This window comes from Deinococcus aquiradiocola, assembly GCF_014646915.1.
GTDB lineage: Bacteria > Deinococcota > Deinococci > Deinococcales > Deinococcaceae > Deinococcus > Deinococcus aquiradiocola.
The window spans coordinates 268,808-289,153 of record NZ_BMOE01000003.1; the positions used below are offsets into that span (position 1 = coordinate 268,808).

Annotated in this window: 14 protein-coding genes; 1 reads left to right on the forward strand and 13 read right to left on the reverse strand. The window is 72.3% G+C overall.

The genetic code is table 11. The features are described 5' to 3' along the window. Positions 1 to 121: 121 nt before the first annotated feature. The 6 genes from IEY33_RS06795 to IEY33_RS06820 all read right to left on the reverse strand — a co-directional run bounded on the left by IEY33_RS06795 (position 122) and on the right by IEY33_RS06820 (position 9,395). Positions 122 to 1,006 carry an NAD-dependent epimerase/dehydratase family protein gene (locus IEY33_RS06795; protein ID WP_229670840.1) on the reverse strand — a complete coding sequence of 295 codons (885 nt, stop codon included), beginning with the start codon at positions 1,004 to 1,006 and terminating at the stop codon, positions 122 to 124. Then, a complete protein-coding gene (locus IEY33_RS06800; protein ID WP_188961520.1) occupies positions 1,003 to 1,974 on the reverse strand; it encodes an aldo/keto reductase in 972 nt (323 codons plus the stop codon). The genes IEY33_RS06795 and IEY33_RS06800 overlap by 4 nt, the downstream gene beginning before the upstream one ends. Before the next feature lie 206 nt (positions 1,975 to 2,180). Continuing rightward, positions 2,181 to 5,120, reverse strand: coding sequence for a PAS domain-containing protein (locus IEY33_RS06805; protein ID WP_188961521.1), 2,940 nt, complete (start codon positions 5,118 to 5,120; stop codon positions 2,181 to 2,183). Positions 5,121 to 5,393: 273 nt separating this feature from the next. Continuing rightward, positions 5,394 to 6,443, reverse strand: coding sequence for a helix-turn-helix transcriptional regulator (locus tag IEY33_RS06810; protein ID WP_188961522.1), 1,050 nt, complete (start codon positions 6,441 to 6,443; stop codon positions 5,394 to 5,396). Between the two features lie 53 nt (positions 6,444 to 6,496). Continuing rightward, positions 6,497 to 8,098, reverse strand: a complete 1,602-nt coding sequence (locus IEY33_RS19455; RefSeq protein ID WP_188961523.1) for a hypothetical protein — start codon at positions 8,096 to 8,098, stop codon at positions 6,497 to 6,499. An 844-nt stretch (positions 8,099 to 8,942) separates the two neighbouring features. Continuing rightward, positions 8,943 to 9,395, reverse strand: a complete 453-nt coding sequence (locus IEY33_RS06820; protein ID WP_188961524.1) for a hypothetical protein — start codon at positions 9,393 to 9,395, stop codon at positions 8,943 to 8,945. 220 nt (positions 9,396 to 9,615) lie between these two features. Between IEY33_RS06820 and IEY33_RS06825 the strand changes: the two genes are divergently transcribed. Further along, on the forward strand, positions 9,616 to 9,903 hold the full coding sequence (locus tag IEY33_RS06825; protein ID WP_188961525.1) for a hypothetical protein: 288 nt from the start codon (positions 9,616 to 9,618) through the stop codon (positions 9,901 to 9,903). A gap of 220 nt (positions 9,904 to 10,123) precedes the next feature. Here IEY33_RS06825 and IEY33_RS06830 read toward each other — a convergent pair whose 3' ends face one another. The 7 genes from IEY33_RS06830 to IEY33_RS06860 all read right to left on the reverse strand — a co-directional run bounded on the left by IEY33_RS06830 (position 10,124) and on the right by IEY33_RS06860 (position 20,346). Further along, positions 10,124 to 12,412, reverse strand: a complete 2,289-nt coding sequence (locus tag IEY33_RS06830) for a beta strand repeat-containing protein (RefSeq protein WP_188961526.1) — start codon at positions 12,410 to 12,412, stop codon at positions 10,124 to 10,126. Positions 12,413 to 12,502: 90 nt separating this feature from the next. Next, positions 12,503 to 13,102 carry a hypothetical protein gene (locus IEY33_RS06835; RefSeq protein ID WP_188961527.1) on the reverse strand — a complete coding sequence of 200 codons (600 nt, stop codon included), beginning with the start codon at positions 13,100 to 13,102 and terminating at the stop codon, positions 12,503 to 12,505. Positions 13,103 to 13,211: 109 nt separating this feature from the next. Beyond that, on the reverse strand, positions 13,212 to 14,504 hold the full coding sequence (locus IEY33_RS06840) for an ABC transporter permease (protein ID WP_229670841.1): 1,293 nt from the start codon (positions 14,502 to 14,504) through the stop codon (positions 13,212 to 13,214). Further along, complete coding sequence (locus IEY33_RS06845; RefSeq protein WP_188961528.1) at positions 14,489 to 15,217, reverse strand: ABC transporter ATP-binding protein; 729 nt, start codon at positions 15,215 to 15,217, stop codon at positions 14,489 to 14,491. The genes IEY33_RS06840 and IEY33_RS06845 overlap by 16 nt, the downstream gene beginning before the upstream one ends. Beyond that, complete coding sequence (locus IEY33_RS06850) at positions 15,217 to 16,761, reverse strand: efflux RND transporter periplasmic adaptor subunit (protein ID WP_188961529.1); 1,545 nt, start codon at positions 16,759 to 16,761, stop codon at positions 15,217 to 15,219. Before IEY33_RS06850 ends, IEY33_RS06845 begins: the two co-directional genes overlap by 1 nt. Positions 16,762 to 16,933: 172 nt before the next feature. Beyond that, positions 16,934 to 20,131, reverse strand: a complete 3,198-nt coding sequence (gene dnaE / locus IEY33_RS06855; protein ID WP_229670842.1) for a DNA polymerase III subunit alpha — start codon at positions 20,129 to 20,131, stop codon at positions 16,934 to 16,936. After that, on the reverse strand, positions 20,107 to 20,346 hold the full coding sequence (locus tag IEY33_RS06860) for a hypothetical protein (RefSeq protein ID WP_188961530.1): 240 nt from the start codon (positions 20,344 to 20,346) through the stop codon (positions 20,107 to 20,109). Before IEY33_RS06860 ends, dnaE begins: the two co-directional genes overlap by 25 nt.

Sequence of the window (20,346 nt, forward strand, 5' to 3'; positions counted from 1 at the left end):
ATAAATTGCGGCGGCGTGCCGAAACTCGCGCCCAGCGCGCCGCGCCACCATACACGAAGGAGCGCGGCCACCACAGCAGCCGCGCCCCCTCCCCCACCCACCGGCCCGGCCGGGAGCCTGATCAGGCCGTCGGCTGTCCGTCCTCCCCGACCGTGTCGCGCCAGCGGTGCTGCGGCTCGAAGCCCAGCGCCTCACGCGCCGCCGCGATGCTGAGCAGCGTGTCGTGCCCGCTCACCCCGTCCCGGACCGGCACGCCGGGGAACACCTGCGCCATCAGGTCCCGCGACGGGGTCGGCATCACCGTGTCGGCCGCCGCGATGATGAAGCTGCGCGCGCCCGTGACGGGCGCCTCCAGCGCCAGGCGGCACGCCAGCGCCGCGTCCCGCTCGTCGATGTACCCCCACAGGTTCCAGCGTCTCGCCTGCGGGTCCGGCCACGCCTGCTGCGGGAAGGCGCGGTACTCCTGCGGCCCCAGGATGTTCGAGAAACGCAGCGCCACGAAGGGAATGCCGCTCGTGCGCGCGAACTGAGAGGCCATCGTCTCCGTCACGACCTTGCTGAGCGCGTAACTGCTCTCCGGGCGCGGGTAGTGCGCCTCGTCGACCGGCGCGTACGCGGGCGGCTCGTCGAAGGGGAGGCCGAGCGTCGTCTCGCTCGACGCCCACACCACGCGGCTCAGGCCGTGCATCACGGCGGCCGTGAAGACGCTGTGGTTCATGGCCGTGTTCTGCACGAAGGTCCGGTGCGGGGCCTGCAGGCCCGGCGCGGGAATGTTCGCGAGGTGCACGACCGCGTCCGCGCCCTGCATCGCCTCCAGCGTCTCCCCGAGGTCCGTGAGGTCCACCTGCAGCGTGTCGCGCAGCGTGCCGCTGAAGGTCCCGTCCGGCCTCTGCGTCCGGTCGCGGTCCACGGCCGTCACGTCGTACCCGTGCTCCAGCAGGTGCCGGAGCGTGACGCGGCCCGCACGGCCCGCCGAGCCGGTCAGCACCACCCGTTTCGCACTCACCACGCGTACGCCTCGGGCGCCTGCCCGCCCGGCCCGGGCCAGATCTCGTCCAGCGCCTTCAGCGTCTCGCCGCTCAGGCGCACGTCCAGCGCGTGCAGCGCGCCGCTCAGCTGCTCGCTCGTGCGCGGCCCGATGATGGGCGCCGTCACGGCCGGCTGGTGCAGCAGCCACGCGAGCGCCACGTCGGCCGGCGATTCGCCCAGCTCGCGGCACAGCGCCTCGTACCGCTCCAGCTGCGGGCGGTACTGCTCCACCATGCCCTGCACGCGTTCCGACGCGCGGCGACCCTCCTGCGCCTTCTGCAGCGCGCCGCCCAGCAGGCCGCCCGACAGCGGACTCCACGGCAGCACGCCCACCCCGAAGGCCTGACACGCCGGAATGACTTCCAGCTCGATCATCCGGGCGTTCAGGTTGTACAGGCTCTGCTCCGACACCAGGCCCATGAAGTGCCGGTCCTGCGCGAGCGTGTTCGCCTGCGCGATGTTCCACGCCGCGAAGTTGCTGCTCCCCACGTACACCACCGAGCCGTCCCGCACGAGGCGCTCCATCGCCTGCCACACCTCCTCCCACGGGGTACGGCGGTCGATGTGATGCATCTGGTACAGGTCGATGTGGTCGGTGTTCAGGCGGCGCAGGCTCTCCTCGCACGCGCGGCGGATGTGGTACGCCGACAGCCGCTGATCGTTCGGGCCGTCGCCCATCCTGCCGTACACCTTGGTGGCGAGCACCACCCGGTCCCGCGCGCCGGGCCGGGCCGCGAAGTACCGCCCGAGGATGCCTTCCGTGACGCCCTCACCCAGCTTCTGGCCGTACACGTTCGCGGTGTCCCAGAACTGGATGCCGGCGTCCAGCGCCTCGTCCATGATGCGGAAGCTGTCCTCTTCGCTCGTCTGCGGCCCGAAATTCATGGTGCCGAGGCACAGCGGACTGACCTGCAGGCCGGTGCGGCCCAGTTGACGGTACTCCATGTGATCCTCCCGTGACGCCGCTGCGCGGCCGGACGTTCCGGTGCCGGGACGGAGGTGAGACGCGACGCACGCCCCGGCCGGATTCCGTCCTGCCCGCCTGTCCCTGTGAAACGTCCGCACCCTACACCAGTCCCCGGGGGCGTGGGCGGCACGGCCTTCACCGTGCCTTGCGGTTCACGGCAGGTGCGGATGGCCGCGACCGAAGGTCAGGGACGTTCGGGATGCGGGACGGCCACGTCGCCCGTTCTCGGCGTGAGGCGGCGCTCGCGCGGCACGGTGAAACTGAAGGTGGCGCTCTCGCCCGGCACGCTGCTCGCGTCCACCTCGCCGCCGTGCCGCAGCACGATGCGCCGCACCGTGGCGAGCCCCACGCCGGTCCCCTCGAACTCCCGGTCGCTGTGCAGGCGCTTGAACACCCCGAACAGCCGGTCACGGTACTGCGGGTCGAAGCCCACCCCGTTGTCCTGCACGAACACCCGGCAGTACCGCTCCTCGGTCTCCGCCCACACGCGGATGCGCGTCACGTCGCGGCGGCGCGTGAACTTCACGGCGTTCGCCACGAGGTTCGTCACGACCTGCTGCAGCGTCGGCGCGTCCCCCAGCACCACCGGCAGGTCCGCCACGTCCCACTCCACCGCCCGGCCCTGCAGGTCCGGTTCCACGTCCGCCCGCGCCCGCTCGAAGAGCGCCGTGAGCGGCACCGGACCCACCCGCAGCACCTGACTCGTGCTGCGCGACAGTTCCAGCATCGAGTCGATCAGCACCGACATGCGCTCCGCCGCGCCCTCCACCACCTGCATGTGCTGCACGGCCCGTTCGGCGTTGCCCTGCGCGACCGCCTTGCGCGCCAGTTCCGAGAAGCCCTTCACGTGCCGGACCGGCGTACGCAGATCGTGCGACGCGCTGTACGCGAAGGCCTCCAGTTCCTCGTTCGCGACGCGCAACTCGGTGTTGCTGTGCGCCAGGTCGCGGTTCGCCTGCTCCACCTGCCGTTGCGCGTCCAGGCGGTCCGTGACGTCCAGCGAGATGCCGACCACCTCGTTCACGTCGCCCTGCGCGTCCCGGACCGGCACGAACCACGTCTGGAACACCGTGCCCGACTGCTGGAAGCGCGTCAGGTCATGCACCACCTCGCCCCGCAGGGCGCGCTGCAGCCGGGAGCCGTCGCGCAGGTCCGGCTCGTGCGCGAACATCCGCATCGCGGACTGCCCGACCGCCTCTCCCGGCTGCAGGCCCAGCCGGGAGAGCAGACTCCCCTCCGACAGGGTGAACACGCCGTCGCGGTCCGTGACGAACAGCAGCAGCGGCGCGTTGTCCGCCGCGACCTTCAGGTAATGCTGCGTCCGGTGCAGGTCACGCACCGCCACGGACCCCTCGATGGCGGTCCCGAGACTGCGCGTCACGGTCTCCAGCACCGCGCGGTCCACCATCGTCCAGCGCCGCTGCCCGAACAACCCGACCGACAGCACGCCCTGCACCGCGCCGTTCACGCACAGCGGCAGGGCCGCGCTCGCCCCGAGCGTCCCGCCCTCGACCGTCCCGTCCGGCCGCGACTCGAACGCCGGGTCGCCCGACGCCCACACCCGGTCGAGCGCGCCCGCCTCCCCGACCTGCAGGTCCCGGCCATCCGCGCCCTGCAGGTCGGCGCGCCCCGCCTGCGTCACCAGCTGCCACTGCGCGCCGCGCGGCTCATAGTACCGGCACACGCTGCGCGGCAGCATCCGCTGCACGAGTTCCAGCGCCTGCCGGATCAGGGCGCGCGGATCGCGCTGCACGGCAAAATCCCGCGTCAGGTCCGAGAAGCCGTCCAGGGCGCGCGCCTGCGCCTCCAGCATCGCGTTCTGCTCCGCGAGCCGCGCCCCCTGGCCCGTGCGCTCCATCACGAGGCCCACCGTGGCCGCCGCGCGCCGCAGCAGATCCCGCTCCGACCCCTGCCAGACCACCCCGGTCCGTCGGCGCCACACCGCCAGGAAGCCCCGCAGCGTCCCGTCCGGCGTCCGGACCGGCTCCACCGCACACGCGCTCGGCGGCAGGTCCTGATACGACCCGCCCGACTCCTGATAATCCTCGTAATATCCGGCCTCACCCGACCGCGCACTCGCCGACAGCAGCGGCGACTCCGACAGCAGCTTCCCCTGGCTCTGCACGGCCCGCATGCTCGGCGTCACCTCGCCCCAGATGGTCGGGATGCGCAGCCGACCGCCACGCACCTGCACCACCATCGCACTCGACGCGCCCAGCGCCTCACCCAGCATCGGCAGGGCCCGCAACGCCAGGTCCTCGGTGGTCGTCGCCTGCTGCAGCGCGTCCCCCAGCGCCGCCAGCGCCTCCGCGAACCGCGTCGCGTCCTGCAGGGCCTGCGTCCGCTCCTCCACCCGCTGCTCCAGCAGCCCCGTCATGCCCTTCAGCGTCCGTTCGGCCCGCACGCGCGCCGTCACGTCCCGCGAGAGCGCCATCAACTCCACCACCGCCCCCGACGCGTCCCGCACCGGCGCCACCTGCACCTCCCAGTGACGCGGCGAGCCCTTCCACGTCGGCGTCTCCCCCGTGAACACCGACCGCTCCCCCGCCCGCGCCCGGTCGAGCGCCGCACGCACACGCTCCTGCGTCTCCCCCGTCCAGAACCCCGACCACAGCAGGTTCCGGCAGCTCGCGAAATTGTCGATCTCCATCACGCGCATCCCGCCCGCATTCATGCTCAGCAGGTGCGCGTCCAAGTCCATGACCTTGATACAGTCCGCACTCTCGTCGATGATCTGCTGCGCCCGCCCCAGCTCCCGCCGCACCGACACCACATCCGACACGTCCCGCACCTGCACGCCCACCCCGGACCCCAGCGGAAACACCCGCCACTCCAGCTCCCGCCCCCCCGAACGGCCCGCCACTGTCACGCCCTGCGCGACCTGCAGCACGTGCGGCACCGCCGACCGCACCTCCTCGCCCGCCACCTCGGGCCGTACCTCACTCCACACCCGCCCCAGCAGCCCCACCTCCGGCTGCCCCAGCAGCTCCGCCGCCAGCGCATTCACGAACGAGAACCGCAACTCCGCGTCCAGCGCGAACACCGCGTCCGGCAAGGCACGCAACAGTTGCCCCGACACGTCCCACTCCGGCGCGGCACGCCCCGCCCCCACCGACACGGTCACACGCCCCACCGCCCGTGCAGCGGCGAACGCCAGAACGCCTCGCAGTTCATCACACCTTCATCATACGCCTCCGCACGACGACCCCCAGCGCCCCGACCCACCCGAAGGCAGGCCGTGACGTCACGCGAAGAAGCTGTTCAACGCGGCGAGCCTGGTTTCAATCCTCGGCCCACCCGAAGGCAGGCCGTGGTCTCTCGTGGGGTCCAGCCGTGTGACCGCACCGCCGCTTCCACTCCGGGTTCTCGGTGCTGTGGCTGTGGCCCATGTCGCTGCTCATGCGTGCACCTCCTGTCCGGCCACGGTCAGTGCGGCCTGCAGTTCCTGCTGCCAGTGGGCGCGCAGGTGTGGTGGCCCGAGCACCTGGACGCGCGCGCCGAAGCTGAGGACCCAGCCGAGCACCTCGCGTGGGAAGCCGATGACCGGGTCGACAGGGGCCGTGACGCTGGTGTCGATGGTGCCGTCGCAGTTCACGACCGGTTCGCTGAGGTGCGCGTAGCCGCCCTCCATGATGCGGTACGCCGCGTCGGCACTGAAGCGCAGGTGGATGGTTTCCAGCTGTCCGGCCGTGCCGCCCATCACGCCCCAGGCGGCGTGGAAGAATTCCTGCGGCTCGAACGTGTCGGGAATGCTGTAGGTGTGTTCGGTCATGACGTGCAGGCGCTGCATGCGGGAGAGTTTGAAGGTGCGGACGTCCCGGTGGTAGCTGGTCTCGCGGCCCACGACGTACAGGTCGAGGTTGCCGGGATGCGTTTCGATGAGGTACGTCTCGATGATGTTCGTACGCCAGGTTCCGCTCCCGCCGGGCTTCCTGTACTCGAAGCGCAGGGGGTGGCCGTCCAGCCAGGACTGCGCGGCGAGTTCCAGGTTGAGGTCCTCGCGGCTGCGTCTGCGGCCCAGGTCGCTGAAGCTGCGGGCGACGACGGGCTGCACGCGTTCCGGGAGCCAGCCGGTCAGTTTCTTCAGGGCCGCCTGGTGGTGAAGGCGCTGACCGGGAGCGCGGTGGTAGGTCATGCGGGCGGCAGAGTGCAGGGCCAGCACCTCGACCGGGTGCAGGCGCGTGCGGTGCGTCTGGATGGTGTACCGCGGCGGGCGTCCCTTCAGCGCGAGAAAGTCCGGTTCGAGGCGTTCGAGGTCGCGCAGGTCACGTTGCACGGCGCGTTCGATGCCGGGCCAGCCGTCACCGCCCACCAGGGCCGCCGGGTAGAGTTTGAGGGCCAGGTCGCGCACGGTGAGCTGACCTTCTCTCAGGAGCGCAGCCAGGCGAAACAGCCGTTCGGCTTTCGCCAGCGGATCCATGGCGCGGGACGAGGATGATTCGGTCACCCCGTCATCATGCCGACACGCTGTCTCCAGCATGTCGCCGGATTATTCAAGCTTCAATCAAACGCAGGAAGGATGCGTCTATCATGCTCAACTTTCCATTCCTCGATCCAGGGATCAACGAGCCCCTCGCAGAACAGGTCAGCACGCTCTGGAGGTGGGAGGTGCAGGTCCGCCCAGATCACGTCGTCCGACAGGCACAGCAGGCCGTCGACCGTGCGGACGGCGTCCGGCCAGCCCAGCACCTCCCGCAGTTCGCCGACGACCTTGCTCAGCGCCTTCTTCCGGGCCCGCACGTCCTTCCCCGGCAACTCCAGCGCCTCCAACGCCCGTTCCGCCGTCACCTTCCCCCTGTGATGCACCAGGAAAGCCAGCAGTGACGCCGACGCCCGCGCAGGCCGCAGCGCCACCGGCTCCCCACTCATGCTGAGCCGCAGCGGACCGTCCGCGTCCAGCCGCGCCGTCCACACGGGCCGCACCGCGCGGACGTCCATCAGCGCGAACACCTCCGGGAACACCAGCGCCTCCTCCTGCGCCCACGTCCGGTCCAGTTGCAGATCCCGAAGGCCAGCCACCGGGTCGCCCGTACCCTCACGCCGAGTCAGTTCCGCCTCCACCACCCGGACGCGCCACGTATCGTCCGAACTGAACGGCGTCACCATCCGCAACCGCTGCCGCGCTCCCTCCACATCACCGACCAGCACCTCCAGGGCCGCCAGATCCGCATGAAAGGGGTGCGGCTCGCCCTGCAGGTGAGCCTCCCGGAGCGCGTCGTGCAATTCCGTCATCGCCTCGTCGAACCGGCCCTGCATGCGGTACACACGTGCCAGTCCACGCTGCGCCGCGAGCCGCTCTGCTGCACTGGCCGCCTTCCGAAGCGACATCGCGAACGCATGCTCCGCCCGCGCCAGCTGGCCCCGGTGCAGTGCCAGCCCACCCAGCCCACGCCACACGGTCGACAGGTGAACGACACCGTCCCCTTCCCTTCCGTACTGCTCGGCCGCACGGAAGGCCCGCTCGGCTTCCGCCAGCACACCCAGCCGCAGGCACGTGATGCCCAGATTCGCGTACGTCAACGTCACCCACCACGCGTCACGGCGCAGCTCCCCGATCGCCTGTGCGTACGCTTCACGCGCCACCGCCTCCTGACCGCCACTCGACAGGTAATGCGCGAATTCTGACCACAGCAGCCCACGGTCCCGCCCCGACGCGAGACCCACCGCGTGCCTGTACGCATCCTCCCACCCGTCCCGCCGCAGTTCAGCCAGCGCACACGCCCTGAATCTCCCCGCGACCACCGCCTCCCGCCCAGAAGAAGAACCCGCCGCCTCCGCCCACCGCAGAACCTCCGGCCAGTCCTCCCGCCTCGACGCCCGGAACGCTTCGAACGCCGGCAGCTGTCCCGGAACGCCGGACAGCGCCCGCTCCAACAGATCGAAATCCGCCGTGCGGTACGCCACCCAGCTCACCGCGACCGGCCACTCCTCCACCAGCTCCAGCCCGGCAGGCAAGCACTCCACCACAGCCCGCAACTCCCTCGCCTCACCACGACTCCCCACATCCTGTGCTGCGCGGCGAAGGTGAAGCAGTGCCTCCCGCCACAGCTCAGCCGCGATCAGTCCCTGAAGGTGGTCGTACATGTCCTGAAAGCGGGCCATTCCCCACCCATTGTGGCGAAATCAGGGCACACCCGCCACCCTCAACCACCCACCGGGCGAGTCGTGTCGTTCAGCGGAGAGGGCTGCGGCGCAGGCGGACCGGACACGTCCCCCGGCGAAGCGAGCCGAACCACCGGCGGCACAGCACTCGGCAAGGCGGAAGGGCCAGAGGCAAGGGTCAGGCCAACAACGAACAGAACAATGATCTGCATGGTGACTCCATGAGTCCCGGAGAGAGAAAACCCTTCTCTGGGACGGAGTGGACGTGTTGATCACATCTCACGCACGCAGGGTGCTTTGACAGCCCGACACTGAATGTCGAACGAAATGGGACCCCCTTACCGACTGACACGCCGCCCGCGCGAACCTCATGCGACGACCAGACGCCGGGAGGTTCGCGCAGAGTGAAAACCCGCACTGGAAGGGGATGGCGAAGAACGCTGGGTCACGCAAACGATCACCCGATCGTCATCTCCGCGGAGGTTCGCGCGACGCTACCCAAAAGTTGCGTCCAGGCCGGAGTTCAGCGAGACTGGCGTTGCAGCCCGCCTACGGGTGGGCTGAGGATTGAAACCGCCCAGTGTCAGCGCGGCCCGCAGGGACGCCGCGCGTTGCAGCCCGCCTACGGGTGGGCTGAGGATTGAAACTCGGTGGGGATCGGGAGTGCACTGTCTTCGACCCGTTGCAGCCCGCCTACGGGTGGGCTGAGGATTGAAACGCGGGGAGCGGCACGGCAGGCACGGCGGACGGGGTTGCAGCCCGCCTACGGGTGGGCTGAGGATTGAAACGGGCGCTGGAAGATTGAAGTGTCTCGTGGAGAAAGAAGATCGCGCTGACGGGCGCGTCAGTGCAGGAGGCGGGTCAGGAAGGGCCGGCTCACGTCCATCACGGGCTTCGACTTCAGGCACGACACCAGGGCGCGGGTGGTCAGGTGCTCGTTCCTCGCTTCGACGGCCGCCTGCAGATGCACGGCGACCGCCGAACGCAGGACTGTGCCCGAGAAGAACGCCTGTCGGAGCAGTGCTGTGACCGGGAGGCGCTCGCGAACTTCGCCGTCCGCCGTGACGATCACGATGTCCGGCCATCCGATCTCGTCCGCCACGAGCAGGGCCCGGTAGGGTTTCCCGGCCCGGCGCGTCACGTCCTCGATGGTCGCCATGAACACCTGCACGAGGTTGAAGGTCAGGGTGCGTGCAATGAACTGCAGGCGTTCAGTGTCCGCGCCACCAAATCGCCGTGCCAGTTCGGCGGCCAGGCGATCGCCCTCGTGCAGGAGCAGGTGCTCGTCGGTGGTCATGCCGACCAGCATGCCAGCTACGGACACTGGCCGTTGAGCCCATGCGCAGGGAACCCTGTCGAGTGTCGTCTTCTTGCCCGGCCCGATCAACCGCGGGCGGTCTGTCGGTGCACGGTTCCGCTGGCCGAATGGGCCTTCAGGCGTGAGAACAGTGGAATGCGATGCGAGGTGATGCCCGTGTCAGGGGAGTAGAGGGGCCTCTGGTATGGGATACCGATAAGTGCAGTGGCGAAATCGCCGCGCGGCCCGTCTGCGCCGCGACCGGCCCGGACCGTTTCCGTGGATCTGGCAGGACCTGACGATCAGTGAGATCAGGCGCACCCTGCTGTACCGCAGTCAGCACCTCCGTTCCCACGGGGACGGTAGGGCCTACAAGCGCAGGTACCATGCCGTGTGGCGGCAGCAGGCGCGTGACCTGGAGTACGCGGCCCTGATCGGGGATGAGGTGGCGTTCGAGCGCATCTGCCCGGACGGCGTGCGGGGCGCGATCGCCTGGGACTGGTGGTGAGGTCGGCTCTTTCGACCAGCGTCGCCGGATGGTGACAGCTTAGCACTGACGGAGGAACAACCACCGCCGGAAAGACCGAAGACGTTGGGACTGCTCAGGCGTAAGCCACGCGCCGTTTATGCAGCCCGATGGACGGGGCTCGCAGGCCGACAGTGAGCGGCTTCCTGCCCGACAAGTGTCGTGACGGGAAGCGCCGACCCTTCCTAGACTGATCGTCCGGTCAGCGGATGCTGGTGCGGAAGCAGGCCTTGCCGGTGACGCCAGCAGCGACGGTGCCCACCGTGACCTGCAGCGCCGTGGCGGTCAGGGTGGCGGCGTCGGTGTCGCTGGCGCTCGTGAGGTTGGTGCCGTTGAGCTGGATGCCCAGGCCAGCGCCGTAGGCACTCGGGTTGGCGTTGACGTTGGTGGGGACGGTGTCACTCAGGACGACGCTGGTGGCGGTACCGTTTCCGGTGTTGGTGTACGTGAGGCAGTACTCCAGGGTGTCGCCGGGCAGGCCGGTGCCGGTCGTGCCTGCGGCGGTGCCTGCCGTGATGTTCTGGACGGTTTTGGTGAGCGTGACGACGGGGACACGGACGGTGACGTCCTCGGCGGTGCTGCTGCTGCCGGTGTAGGTGGCGCTGGCGGTGCCGCTGCCGTCGGTGGCGGTGTACGTGGCGGTGGCGCTGTTCTGGAGGGTGGCGGGCGCGGCGCCGGTGGGGACGAGGGCGGTCCAGTTGACGGTGACGGCGGCGTTCTGCGGGAGGCGGAAGCTGCTGACGCTGACGTTGCCGGTGCCGGTGGTGCCTTCGCTGGTGGTGGTGCGGGTGGCGCCGCCCGCGAGGGTGACGGTGAAGGCGCTGTTCAGGGTGAGGCCGCCGGGGAGGGTGTCGGTCAGGGCGACGTCGCGGGCGGTGCCCTGGGCGTTGCTGACGGTGACGGTGTAGGCGGCGGTGCCGCCGCGTCCGACGTTGGGGGTAGTGGTGCTCTTGGCGACCGTGAGGAGCGGCGGGCATTCGCTGCCGCTGCGTGTGCCGGGCACGCTGCTGGCGAGCTGGCTGGGGCTGACGGTGCCGACCGTGCCGGGCTGGGCGTTGTACTGGTTGAGGTTGGTGGTGGTGGTGCCGTTGGTGCCGGGGGTGGCGGTGAGGGTGGCGCCGCTGGCGTTGGTGTACACGACGCCGCCTCCCCCGCCACCGCCGGGGCCGTGGGGGGCGGTGGTGGCGCCGGTGGGGTAGGCGTTGCCGCCGTTGCCGCCGTTGGCGCTGACGGTCAGGCCGGAGAGCGTGCCGGTCTGAACGGTGACCATGACGGTGCCGCCCGCACCGCCGCCGCCCGCGCCGTCGTTGCTGGGGGTGTTGCCGGTGGTGCCGTTGGCGCTGATGGTGCCGCTGCCGGTGACGCTGTTCGCGCGGATGAGGACCATGCCGCCGCCGGTGCCGCCGCTCGAGTCGATGCCGCTGCCGTTGTTGCGGGTTCCGGCACCGCCGCCGCCGCCCAGGAAGAGCCGCGTGGCGCTGACACCTGGGGCCGCGCCGCCGAACCCGCCGAGCGCGAGGTTGGAGGACCAGGTGTTGCCGCCCTGGCCGCCTGCGCCGCCGTTGGCGCCGCCGCCACCGCCGCTGTTCTGGTCGTTCGCGACGGGGTTGCCGTCGGTGCCGCCGCCGCCCGCGTTGCCGGGCGCACCACGGCCGCTGCTGCCGTTCGGGTAGCCGTCCACGCCGGTGTCGGTGAGCGCGATCGCGCCGGACGGGAGGACGTAGCGGGGCGTGCCGGCGGTACCCTCGCCCTTGCTGCCGTTGAGGTTCGCGCTGGCGGGGGTCCGGTAGTCGGTGTTCAGGTAGACGCTGCCGGTCCCGGCGCCTGCGAGGCCGCGTCCGCCGCCGCCGCGGAAGCCCGCACCGTTCGCGCTCACGCTGCCGCCGCCGAGGTTGAGGGTGCCTGCCACGTCGAAGGCGAGCAGGCCGCCGCTGGTACCGTCCCAGGGTCTGGCGGTGACGGTGCCGAGCGTGGCGGTCGCGTATTCGGGAACGCGCACCACCTGGTATCGTGCCTGGCCCTGCGTGGCGGTCGCGTCACGGTTGACGTAGGTGTTCACGAGGCCGCCGCCGGCGCCCGCGCCGCGCAGGCCGACGTTGCCGGACGCGTCCGGAGCGCCGGTCGCGACGACGTACTCGTACTGGCCGGCGGTGCCGGACACCTGGCCCCGCGCGGGGTCGCCGCCCACGCCGTCGCCGTACGCGCCGGTGTTGCTGCTGTCGATGGTGCCGTCCTGCATCTGCACGACGAGCAGCAGGTCACCGGCCGCGATGGCGGTGGTCGCGCCGCTGGAGGCCCCGACCCGGATGGAGGTGCTGCCCGCACCGGCGGTGACGCTGCCGAGCGGCGCGGCGTAGTAGGTGTTGACGACGCCGCTGATCGGTGCGGCGATTCCGTCCGTGCCGGGCGACGCGCACACGTTGACGGCGGCCGCCGTGGGCAGGCCCGTCAGGAGAAAGAGCAGCAGGATACGAACAAGCCGAGGGCGCATGTCTGTAAAGTACTTCCCATTTCCTGACACGTTTCTTTACCGCAGGCTGCCCTCGAAGCCTTGACAGCTCTGGCACGTCCGGAAGCGGCGTTATTTGGCGCGGGCGGTGAGGGTCCTGATGAGGGTGCCGAGGCCGTCGGCCACGCGTCCCTGCAGGAAGGGGTTCATGCCGGGAGTGCGGGTGGGACGCGGGCCGGTCCCGGCCTGGCCCGGCTGACCCTGACTGCTGCCGCCCGGGCGTGGTCCGGTGTACCCCTGGCGGCCCTGGCCGCTGCGCATGGCCTGCTGGCGTTTGAGGGCGATGGTGTCGAGCGCGGTGAGTTGCGGGTCGCTGAGGGTGTCCTCGATACGGGCGAGGGTGCTGGTGGCGGTGGCGGGCGGGAGGGTCCTGGCGCTCTGGAGGGTCTTCAGGATGGGCAGCAGGGTCTTCGCTTCGGCGCGGGTGATGGCGGTCTTCGGGTCCTTGTCGAGGTCGCGCAGGCCGTTCACGGTGCGGATGAGGTCGAAGGTGGCGGCGAAGGCGGGGTTGTGGGCGCCGCCGGGACCGCGCTGGCCGGGCGTGCCCTGCACGCCGGGAGCGGCCTGCGTCTGCTGGGCGTGCGCGAGCGGGAGGAGGCCGAGCAGGGCGGTGAGGGCGAGGTGGGCGGCCCGCGTCTGGACACGGTGCGGGGGGGTGGTGTGGTGGGTCATGGGGTCTCCTGGGGGCAAGGGGGGAATGGGAAGCGGGCAGGGCGGAGGTGACGCGAGGGCGGTGACGGACCGCCGGGCCGCGCCGCGTGCAGGGGCCGCAGCACGCGGTTCATTCGTACCTGAGGCTCTCGACCGGGTCGAGACGCGCGGCGCGCGCGGCCGGGTAGTACCCGAAGAAGACGCCGACGAGGGCGCTGAACACGAAGGCCGCCACGATGGGCGGGGCGGTGAAGACGGGCGTGATGCCGGCCAGCGTCCCCAGGAACGCCAGTCCGATGCCGAGCAGCACGCCGATCACGCCGCCGCCGACGGACAGCACGGAGGCCTCCACGAGGAACTGCGTGAGGATGTCGCCGGGGCGCGCGCCGAGCGCCTTGCGGACGCCGATCTCGCGGGTGCGTTCCGTGACGCTCACGAGCATGATGTTCATGATGCCGATGCCGCCCACCAGCAGGCTGATGCCCGCGATGGCGCCCACCAGCAGGGTGAGGGTGGCGGTGGTGGACTGCAGGCTGCTCAGCGCGTCCGCCTGGTTCTGGATGGTGAAATCGTAACTGCCGGGGTCGGGCGTGTCGTGGCGCTGCGCGACGAGGTCCGTCACGTCCTGCTGCAGGGCCGTGAGGTCCCGGGGGTCGGCCCCGCCGAGAGAGATGCTCGACACGGTGGGGCTGCCGCGGACGGCGGTGCCGCGCGAGAAGCGCTGCGCGTACACGGTGAGCGGAATGAACACCTGCGCGTTGGGGCTCTGAAAGCCGGTGGCGCCCTTGTCGGGCTCCACGCCGATGACCCTGAATACGAGGTTGTCGAGGCGGATCGTCTGGCCGAGCGCGGCCGCGCTGTCGCCGTACAGGTCCTGCGCGACCTGGAAGCCGATCACGGCGACCTTGCGGCGACGGTCGAGGTCGTCCTGCGTGAAGAAGCTCCCCTGGTCGGGGGCAGCGTTGCGGATGACGGCGTACGCGGGCCACGTGCCGACCACGGTGACCTGCGCGTTCGTGCCGGCGACCTTGGCCTGCACGCTGCGCTGGTCGGCGGGCGCGATTCCGAGCAGCCGCGACCCGAACTGCGCTGCGATGGCGTTCGCGTCGGCGAGCGTGACGGTGGGTGCCGGGCCGCCGCGCACGAGGCTCCCGCCGGGACGGCCGCGCTGACTGCCGACCGTGAGGAGGTTCGTGCCGAGGCTCTCGAGGTTCTTCGTGACGCCCTGCGTGCTGCCGGTGCCGAGCGCGGTGAGGGCGATGACGGCGGCCACGCCGATGATGACGCCCAGCGCGGTGAGCATGCTGCGCAGCGGGTTGCCGAGGATCGCGCGCCACGCGACGCGCAGGATCCCGGCGAGCCCGAGGCCGCGTCCGGCCCGGCGCGCACGGCCCGTCCCGGCGCGCGTCAGCGGGAGGGCCACGGCTGCTCCCCGCGCACGGGCGTCTGCGCGCGGTCGGATTCGATCAGGCCGTCGCAGACGCGGACGACGCGGCCCGCGTGCGCGCCGACGTCGGGTTCGTGCGTCACCATCACGATGGTGCGGCCCTCGTCGTGCAGTTCGTGGAACAGGCCGAGCACGTCGAGGCTCGTCTGCGAGTCGAGGTTCCCGGTGGGTTCGTCGGCGAGCAGCATGCACGGTTCGCCGGCGAGCGCGCGGGCGATGGCGACGCGCTGCTTCTGCCCGCCGCTGATCTGCGAGGGGAGGTTGTCGGCCTTGCTGTCCAGGCCGACGCGGGCGAGCAGGTCGAGGGCGCGTTCGCCGCGTTCCCGGGCGGGGACGCCCGCGTACAGCATCGGCACCTCGACGTTCTCGCGCAGGTTCATGCGCGGCAGCAGGTGGAAGGCCTGGAACACGAAGCCGATCTCGCGGTTGCGGGCCTCGGCGCGTTCGTTCTCGCTGAGGTCGGTGACGTCGCGCCCGCCGAGCAGGTACTGGCCGCAGCTGGGGCGGTCGAGCAGGCCGATGAGCTGCATCAGGGTGGTCTTGCCGCTGCCGGAGGGGCCCATCAGGGCCACGAATTCCCCGGCGTGGATGTCGAGGCTGACGCCGCGCAGCGCCATGAATTCCGTCTCGCCGACCTCGTAGCGGCGCTTGATGTCGCGCAGCGACACGACCGGTGGGGCGGGCGTCATCAGAAGCCCCCGAAGCCGCCCGGCAGCCCGCCCCGGGTGCCGCTGCCGGTGCCGCCGCGCCCAACCACGGAACCGCCACCGAAGCTGCTGCCGGAGAACGTGCCGGTGCCGGGCGGCCGGGTCTGCGGGAGCAGCACGGTGTCGCCCTCCTGCAGGCCGCCCGTGACGACGATGCTGGTCCCGTCCGTCAGGCCGGTCCGTACGCGGGTCTGCACGGCCTTCCCGGCGGCGGCCGCGTCCACCTGCAGGGCGCTGGCGCCAGCGCCGCCCGCCTGAGTGGCCGCAGCCGTCTGCGGCTGGTCGCGGGCCGCCTGCGCCGCCACGTCCGCCGGGAGCCGTTGCACGTACGAGCGCGTGCGGACCGTCTCGACGGCCTTCTGCGAGATCACGAGCCCGCCCTGCTCGGCGATCACGATGTCCGTCTGCGCCGACATCCCCGCCCGCAGGCGGCCGTCCGGGTTCGGGAGTTCGACCGTGACGGTGAAGATGCTGATGTTGTTGCTGACGGTCGCGGTCGGCGAGATGGCCGTCACGCGGCCCTCGACCGTCTCGCCGTCCAGCGCGTCCAGGGTGGCGCGCGCCGGCATCCCGACCCGCACCTGCGAGATCTGCGTCTCGTCGACCTGCACCGGCACCTGCATGGCACGCACGTCCGCGACCGTCAGCAGGGACGTGCCGGCGGCGACGTTCGCGCCGTTCACGGCGTCCACGGACGTGACGAGGCCCGCGGCGGGCGCGCGCAGCGTCTCCTTCGCCTGCGTGGCCTGCGCGTCCGCCAGGGCGGCGCGGGCCTCCTGCACCGCGAGCTGCTGGCCGCGCAGGGTGTCGGCGTCGGACGCCTGCCCGGCGCTGCTCTGGCGCAGCGCGGCGGTCAGGCTGGCCTGCGCGGAGGCGAGTTTGCTGTCGGCGCTCTGCGCGGCCGTGCGGGCCGCATCGAGGTCCGCGCGGCTGATCGCGCCGGCCGCATACAGCCGCGACTGGCCGTCCAGGGTCGTGTGGGCGCTCGCGGCGGTGTTCGCGGCGTCCTGCACGTTCAGGCGCGCGCTGGCGACGGCACTGTCGCGGCTGGCGGTGCTGGTCGCACCGCTGGAGCCCTGCGCGGCCAGCTGCGCCTGCGCCCGCTGCAGGGCGAGTTCGGCGTCGCGCACGGCCTGGTCGGTGGTGTCGCTGTGGACGCGCCCGACGACCTGCCCGGCCTTCACGACCGTCCCGACGGCGGGGAGGCCGGTGACGGTCCCGCCGAGCGGCGCGGGGTACGGGGTGCTCAGGCGCGCGCCGAGGGTGCCGGGGCCGTTCACGAGGACGCTGACGGTGCCCTCGGTGGCGGTGTCGGTGCTGTACGTGACGGCCGGGGCGGCGTCACCGCGCCGCAGCAGGACCACGCCGCCCCCGATGACGGCGAGCAGCAGCAGGCCGCCCACCAGCAGGCCAAGCCGCCGTCCCCGGCGGGCCTGCGCTGCCCGGCGGACCGGGGGGACGGCGGCGCGGGCCGGGGGCGGCGTGGAGCCAGGCTCGGCGGGGGCGGGATCAGCAGGGACGCTCATGCCGGACGTCCGGCGTGACCCTGAAGGCGCACGGCGGCGGGTGCGGCACGGCAACCGGGCCAGGCCGGAAAGACGGGACCGGGAGGCGCGGCACCCACGGCGGTTCTGGAGTTCGGCATGCTGACACGCTAGGGCGCGTCCCGCAAGGTTGCGCGCAGGGCATGTGAAGGTTTCATGCAGAAGGCCGGGTGCCGCGTCTCACGGGCGTCATGCCCGGCAGCGGCAGGTCCGCGAGCCGCTCGGCCCGCAGCGTCACGGCCCGCCCCTGCCGCGTCACCGTCCCGTGCACCAGCAGGGCGCGCGCGTCGCGCAGCAGCTGCCGGTGTGCCTCCCACAGCTCCGGACGAATGACGACCTGCACGCGGTCCGGGCCGTCCTGCAGCACGAAGAACGCGAAGCCGCGCGCGGTGGGCGGCTTCTGACGCGCCACGACGCTGCCCGCCACCCACGCCGTCTCCGCGTGCCGCAGCTGCCCGAGCGGGCGGCACCCCAGGTCCCGCAGCTGCCCGCGCAGCGGGTCCAGCCGGTCGTGCGGGGAGGCACTCACGCCGCTCAGGTGCAGGTCGAGCGCGAGTTCCTCGTCCGGCGTGAGGGACGGCAGGTCCGGCGGCTCGGCGGGCGGCGCGAGCAGGGCGTGGCGGCCCGCCGGGCGGGCGTGTGCCAGCACCGTCAGGCGGTACAGCGCCTCCCGGCGCGACGGTCCGTACGCGCCTGCCTGCGCGAGGGCCGCGTGCAGGTCCGCGGCCAGCGGCAGGCGGTCGTAGGCGTCCTCGACGCTGCGGTACGGGCCGCCCAGGTGCCGTTCCAGCACGATCTGCCGGGCCACCTCGCCGCTCACGCCGTCCACCGCCGTCAGGGCCAGCCGGACCGCTGCGGGCCCCTCGGCGTGGTAGGCGCGCCCGGAGCGGTTCAGGCTCAGCGGCAGCAGGCGTACTCCCCAGCGGCGCGCCTCCTGTACCACCGTCTGCGCGGGCCACATGCCGGGCGCCTCCGTCAGCACCGCCGCGAGGTACGCGGCCGGGTGGTGGTGCCGCAGGTACGCCGAGGCGTACGTGTGCTGCGCGAACGCCCACGCGTGACTCTCCGCGAAGCCGTACCCCCGGAACGCCGCGCACCACCCGAACACCTCGCGCGCCTCGCCCTGCGGCGCGCCGCACGTGCGGGCCGCGCCGCGCACGAAGGCGTCCTGCAGGGCCGCCAGGTCGTCCGGGTTCTCTGCGCTGCTCACCTGCTTCCGGAAACGGTCCGCCTGCACCCAGTCCATGCCCGCGTACTGCACGGCGAGCCTCAGCACCTGTTCCTGGAACAGCAGCACGCCCTGCGTGGGCCGCAGGATGCCGTGCAGCGGTTCCCGCAGGACCGGCACGGCCTCCTCTCCCAGCCGCCGCCGCACGTAGGGGTGGACGGTGCCGCTCTGGATCGGGCCGGGGCGTACGAGCGCGATCTGGTGTGCGAGGTCCGTCAGGGTGCCGGGCCGCAGGCGGGCCGTCATGACCGTCTGCGCGGGCGACTCGATCTGGAAGAGCGCCATGGTGTCCCCCAGCCGCAGCTGCGCCCACACGCCCGGATCGTCCGGCAGGTTCCCGAAGTCCAGCCACCCGCCGCCGAGCCGCGCCACGTCCTCCCGCGCGCGCTCCAGCACGCCCAGCATCCGCAGGCCCAGCAGGTCCAGCTTGATGAGGCCCAGGCGTTCCACGTCGTCCTTGTCGAAGGTCAGCATGCGGATGCCGCCGCTCGACCGCGTGACCGGGCTGTACTGCGTGAGCGGGAGCGCCGACAGGATCACGCCGCCCGAGTGCGGCGCGTGATGCCGGAAGAAGCGCCCCTCCATCAGGGTCAGCAGGCGCAGCAGCTGCCGCGCGACCGGCGCGGTTCCCAGCACCTCGCCGAACACCTCCTGCGCCTCCTGCGCCCGGTGGGGCCGCAGGTGCCGGTGGTCGCGGCCCAGCGCGCGCGTCAGCCGGTCGCGCAGCTGCGGCGGCACGCCCAGCGCCCGCCCGAGGTCCTGCACGGCGCTCGGCAGGCGGTACGTGACGCGGTTGGCGACCATCGCCTCGCCGCTCCCGCCCGCCCCCCAGCGTTCCTCCACCCACGCGAGCACCTGATCCCGGCGCGAACTGGCGATGTCGATGTCCACGTCCGGCATGGTGCGCCGCCCCGTGTGCAGGAAACGCTCGAACAGCAGGTCGTGCCGCACCGGGTCGGACAGCGTGATGCCGAGCACGTAACACAGCACGCTGCCCGCCGCGCTCCCCCGGCCCGCCGCGAGAATGCCGTGCTCCAGGCAGTAGTCCGTCACCTCCGCCGCCGACAGGAAGAACCCCTCCAGCTCCAGCTCCTCCACGGTACGGAGTTCCGCGTCCAGCCGGGCGCGCGCGGCGGGCCGGGCCGCCCGCGCGTACCGCGCGGCGAGGCCCGCCTCGGCCCGCAGGCGCAGGTACGCGCGGGCACTCAGGCCGGGCGGCAGGTCCGGGACGGGCGGCGTGAGGCGCTCCGGACGCAGGTCCAGGTGACAGGTCTGCGCGAGCCGCAGGGCGTTGTGGAGGGCGTCCGCGTACGGCAGTCGCCGCGCCCACTCCTCGGGCGTGCCGAGGTGCGGCGCGTCGTTCACGGGCCGGTCCGGGTGCGGGCACTGCACGTCGATGCCGAGCCGCGCGCAGGTCAGCGCGTCGAGCAGCGGGTACTCGTCCGGCAGTGCGAGCCGCACCTCGGGTGCCGCCACGCACGGCAGGCCGTGATCGCGCGCCAGCGCCCGCAGGAACCCCAGCAGCCGCCGCATGCCGGGCCGCGCGTCGTGGTACAGCTGGACGTACATCCGGCGCGGAAAGGCGCGCTTCAGGGTGTGCAGCAGCGCGTCCAGTTCCGGCAGGCGCCGCGCCGCGCCGAGCACCGTCGGGAAGCCGCGCCGCGCGCCCGTCAGCAGCACCAGGCCCGCCGTGCCGGACGTCAGGTCCGCCAGCGGCACGCCCGGCACGGCTCCCGCCCCGGACGAGGCCGCCTGACGCGCGGCGCTGAGCAGCACGTTCAGGCGTGCGTACCCGGCCCGGTTCTGCGCGAGTAGCACCACCGGGAACACGTCCAGCGCCCGCCCGTCCGGCCCGGACGGCACGAGCAGCGGCACGGTCGCGCCCACCACCGTCCGCAGGCCCAGTTCCGCGCCGACCGCGCAGAGGTCCACCGCCCCGCCCACCCCGGCGTCGTCCGTGAGCGCCAGCCCCTGGAAGCCGCGCGCCGCCGCGAGCCGCGCGAGCCGGTCCGGCGACCCGGTCCCCGCCCCCTCGCTGAAGAAGCTGTGCACGTCGAGCAGCACCTCCAGCCGGGCGGTGGGGGGCACGTCCGGCCGCGTCAGTCCTGCAGGCGCGCCAGCCACCAGCGGCCTCCGGGCCGGTCCTCGCGGTGCAGTTCGGCCGTCAGCGGGCCCGCCTGCACCAGCCAGCAGTCGCGGGGCGACTCGTCCAGCCACCAGCGGCCACCGTAGCGCCAGTCGTCCACGAGGGCCGTGACGAGGTGCAGGCGCCCCCCGTACCGGAAGCGGACGGGGCGGCCCGCGCGGTCCAGCGTCACGTCCGGCAGGAGCGCCTGCAC

Bases quoted from the DNA above. Each gene is read 5' to 3' on its own strand.
- IEY33_RS06830 (WP_188961526.1), bottom strand. From the start codon at position 12,412: ATGCGCCCTCGGCTTGTTCGTATCCTGCTGCTCTTTCTCCTGACGGGC.
- IEY33_RS06800 (WP_188961520.1), bottom strand. From the start codon at position 1,974: ATGGAGTACCGTCAACTGGGCCGCACCGGCCTGCAGGTCAGTCCGCTG.
- IEY33_RS19455 (WP_188961523.1), bottom strand. From the start codon at position 8,098: ATGGCCCGCTTTCAGGACATGTACGACCACCTTCAGGGACTGATCGCG.
- IEY33_RS06835 (WP_188961527.1), bottom strand. From the start codon at position 13,102: ATGACCCACCACACCACCCCCCCGCACCGTGTCCAGACGCGGGCCGCC.
- IEY33_RS06820 (WP_188961524.1), bottom strand. From the start codon at position 9,395: ATGACCACCGACGAGCACCTGCTCCTGCACGAGGGCGATCGCCTGGCC.
- IEY33_RS06850 (WP_188961529.1), bottom strand. From the start codon at position 16,761: ATGAGCGTCCCTGCTGATCCCGCCCCCGCCGAGCCTGGCTCCACGCCG.
- IEY33_RS06845 (WP_188961528.1), bottom strand. From the start codon at position 15,217: ATGACGCCCGCCCCACCGGTCGTGTCGCTGCGCGACATCAAGCGCCGC.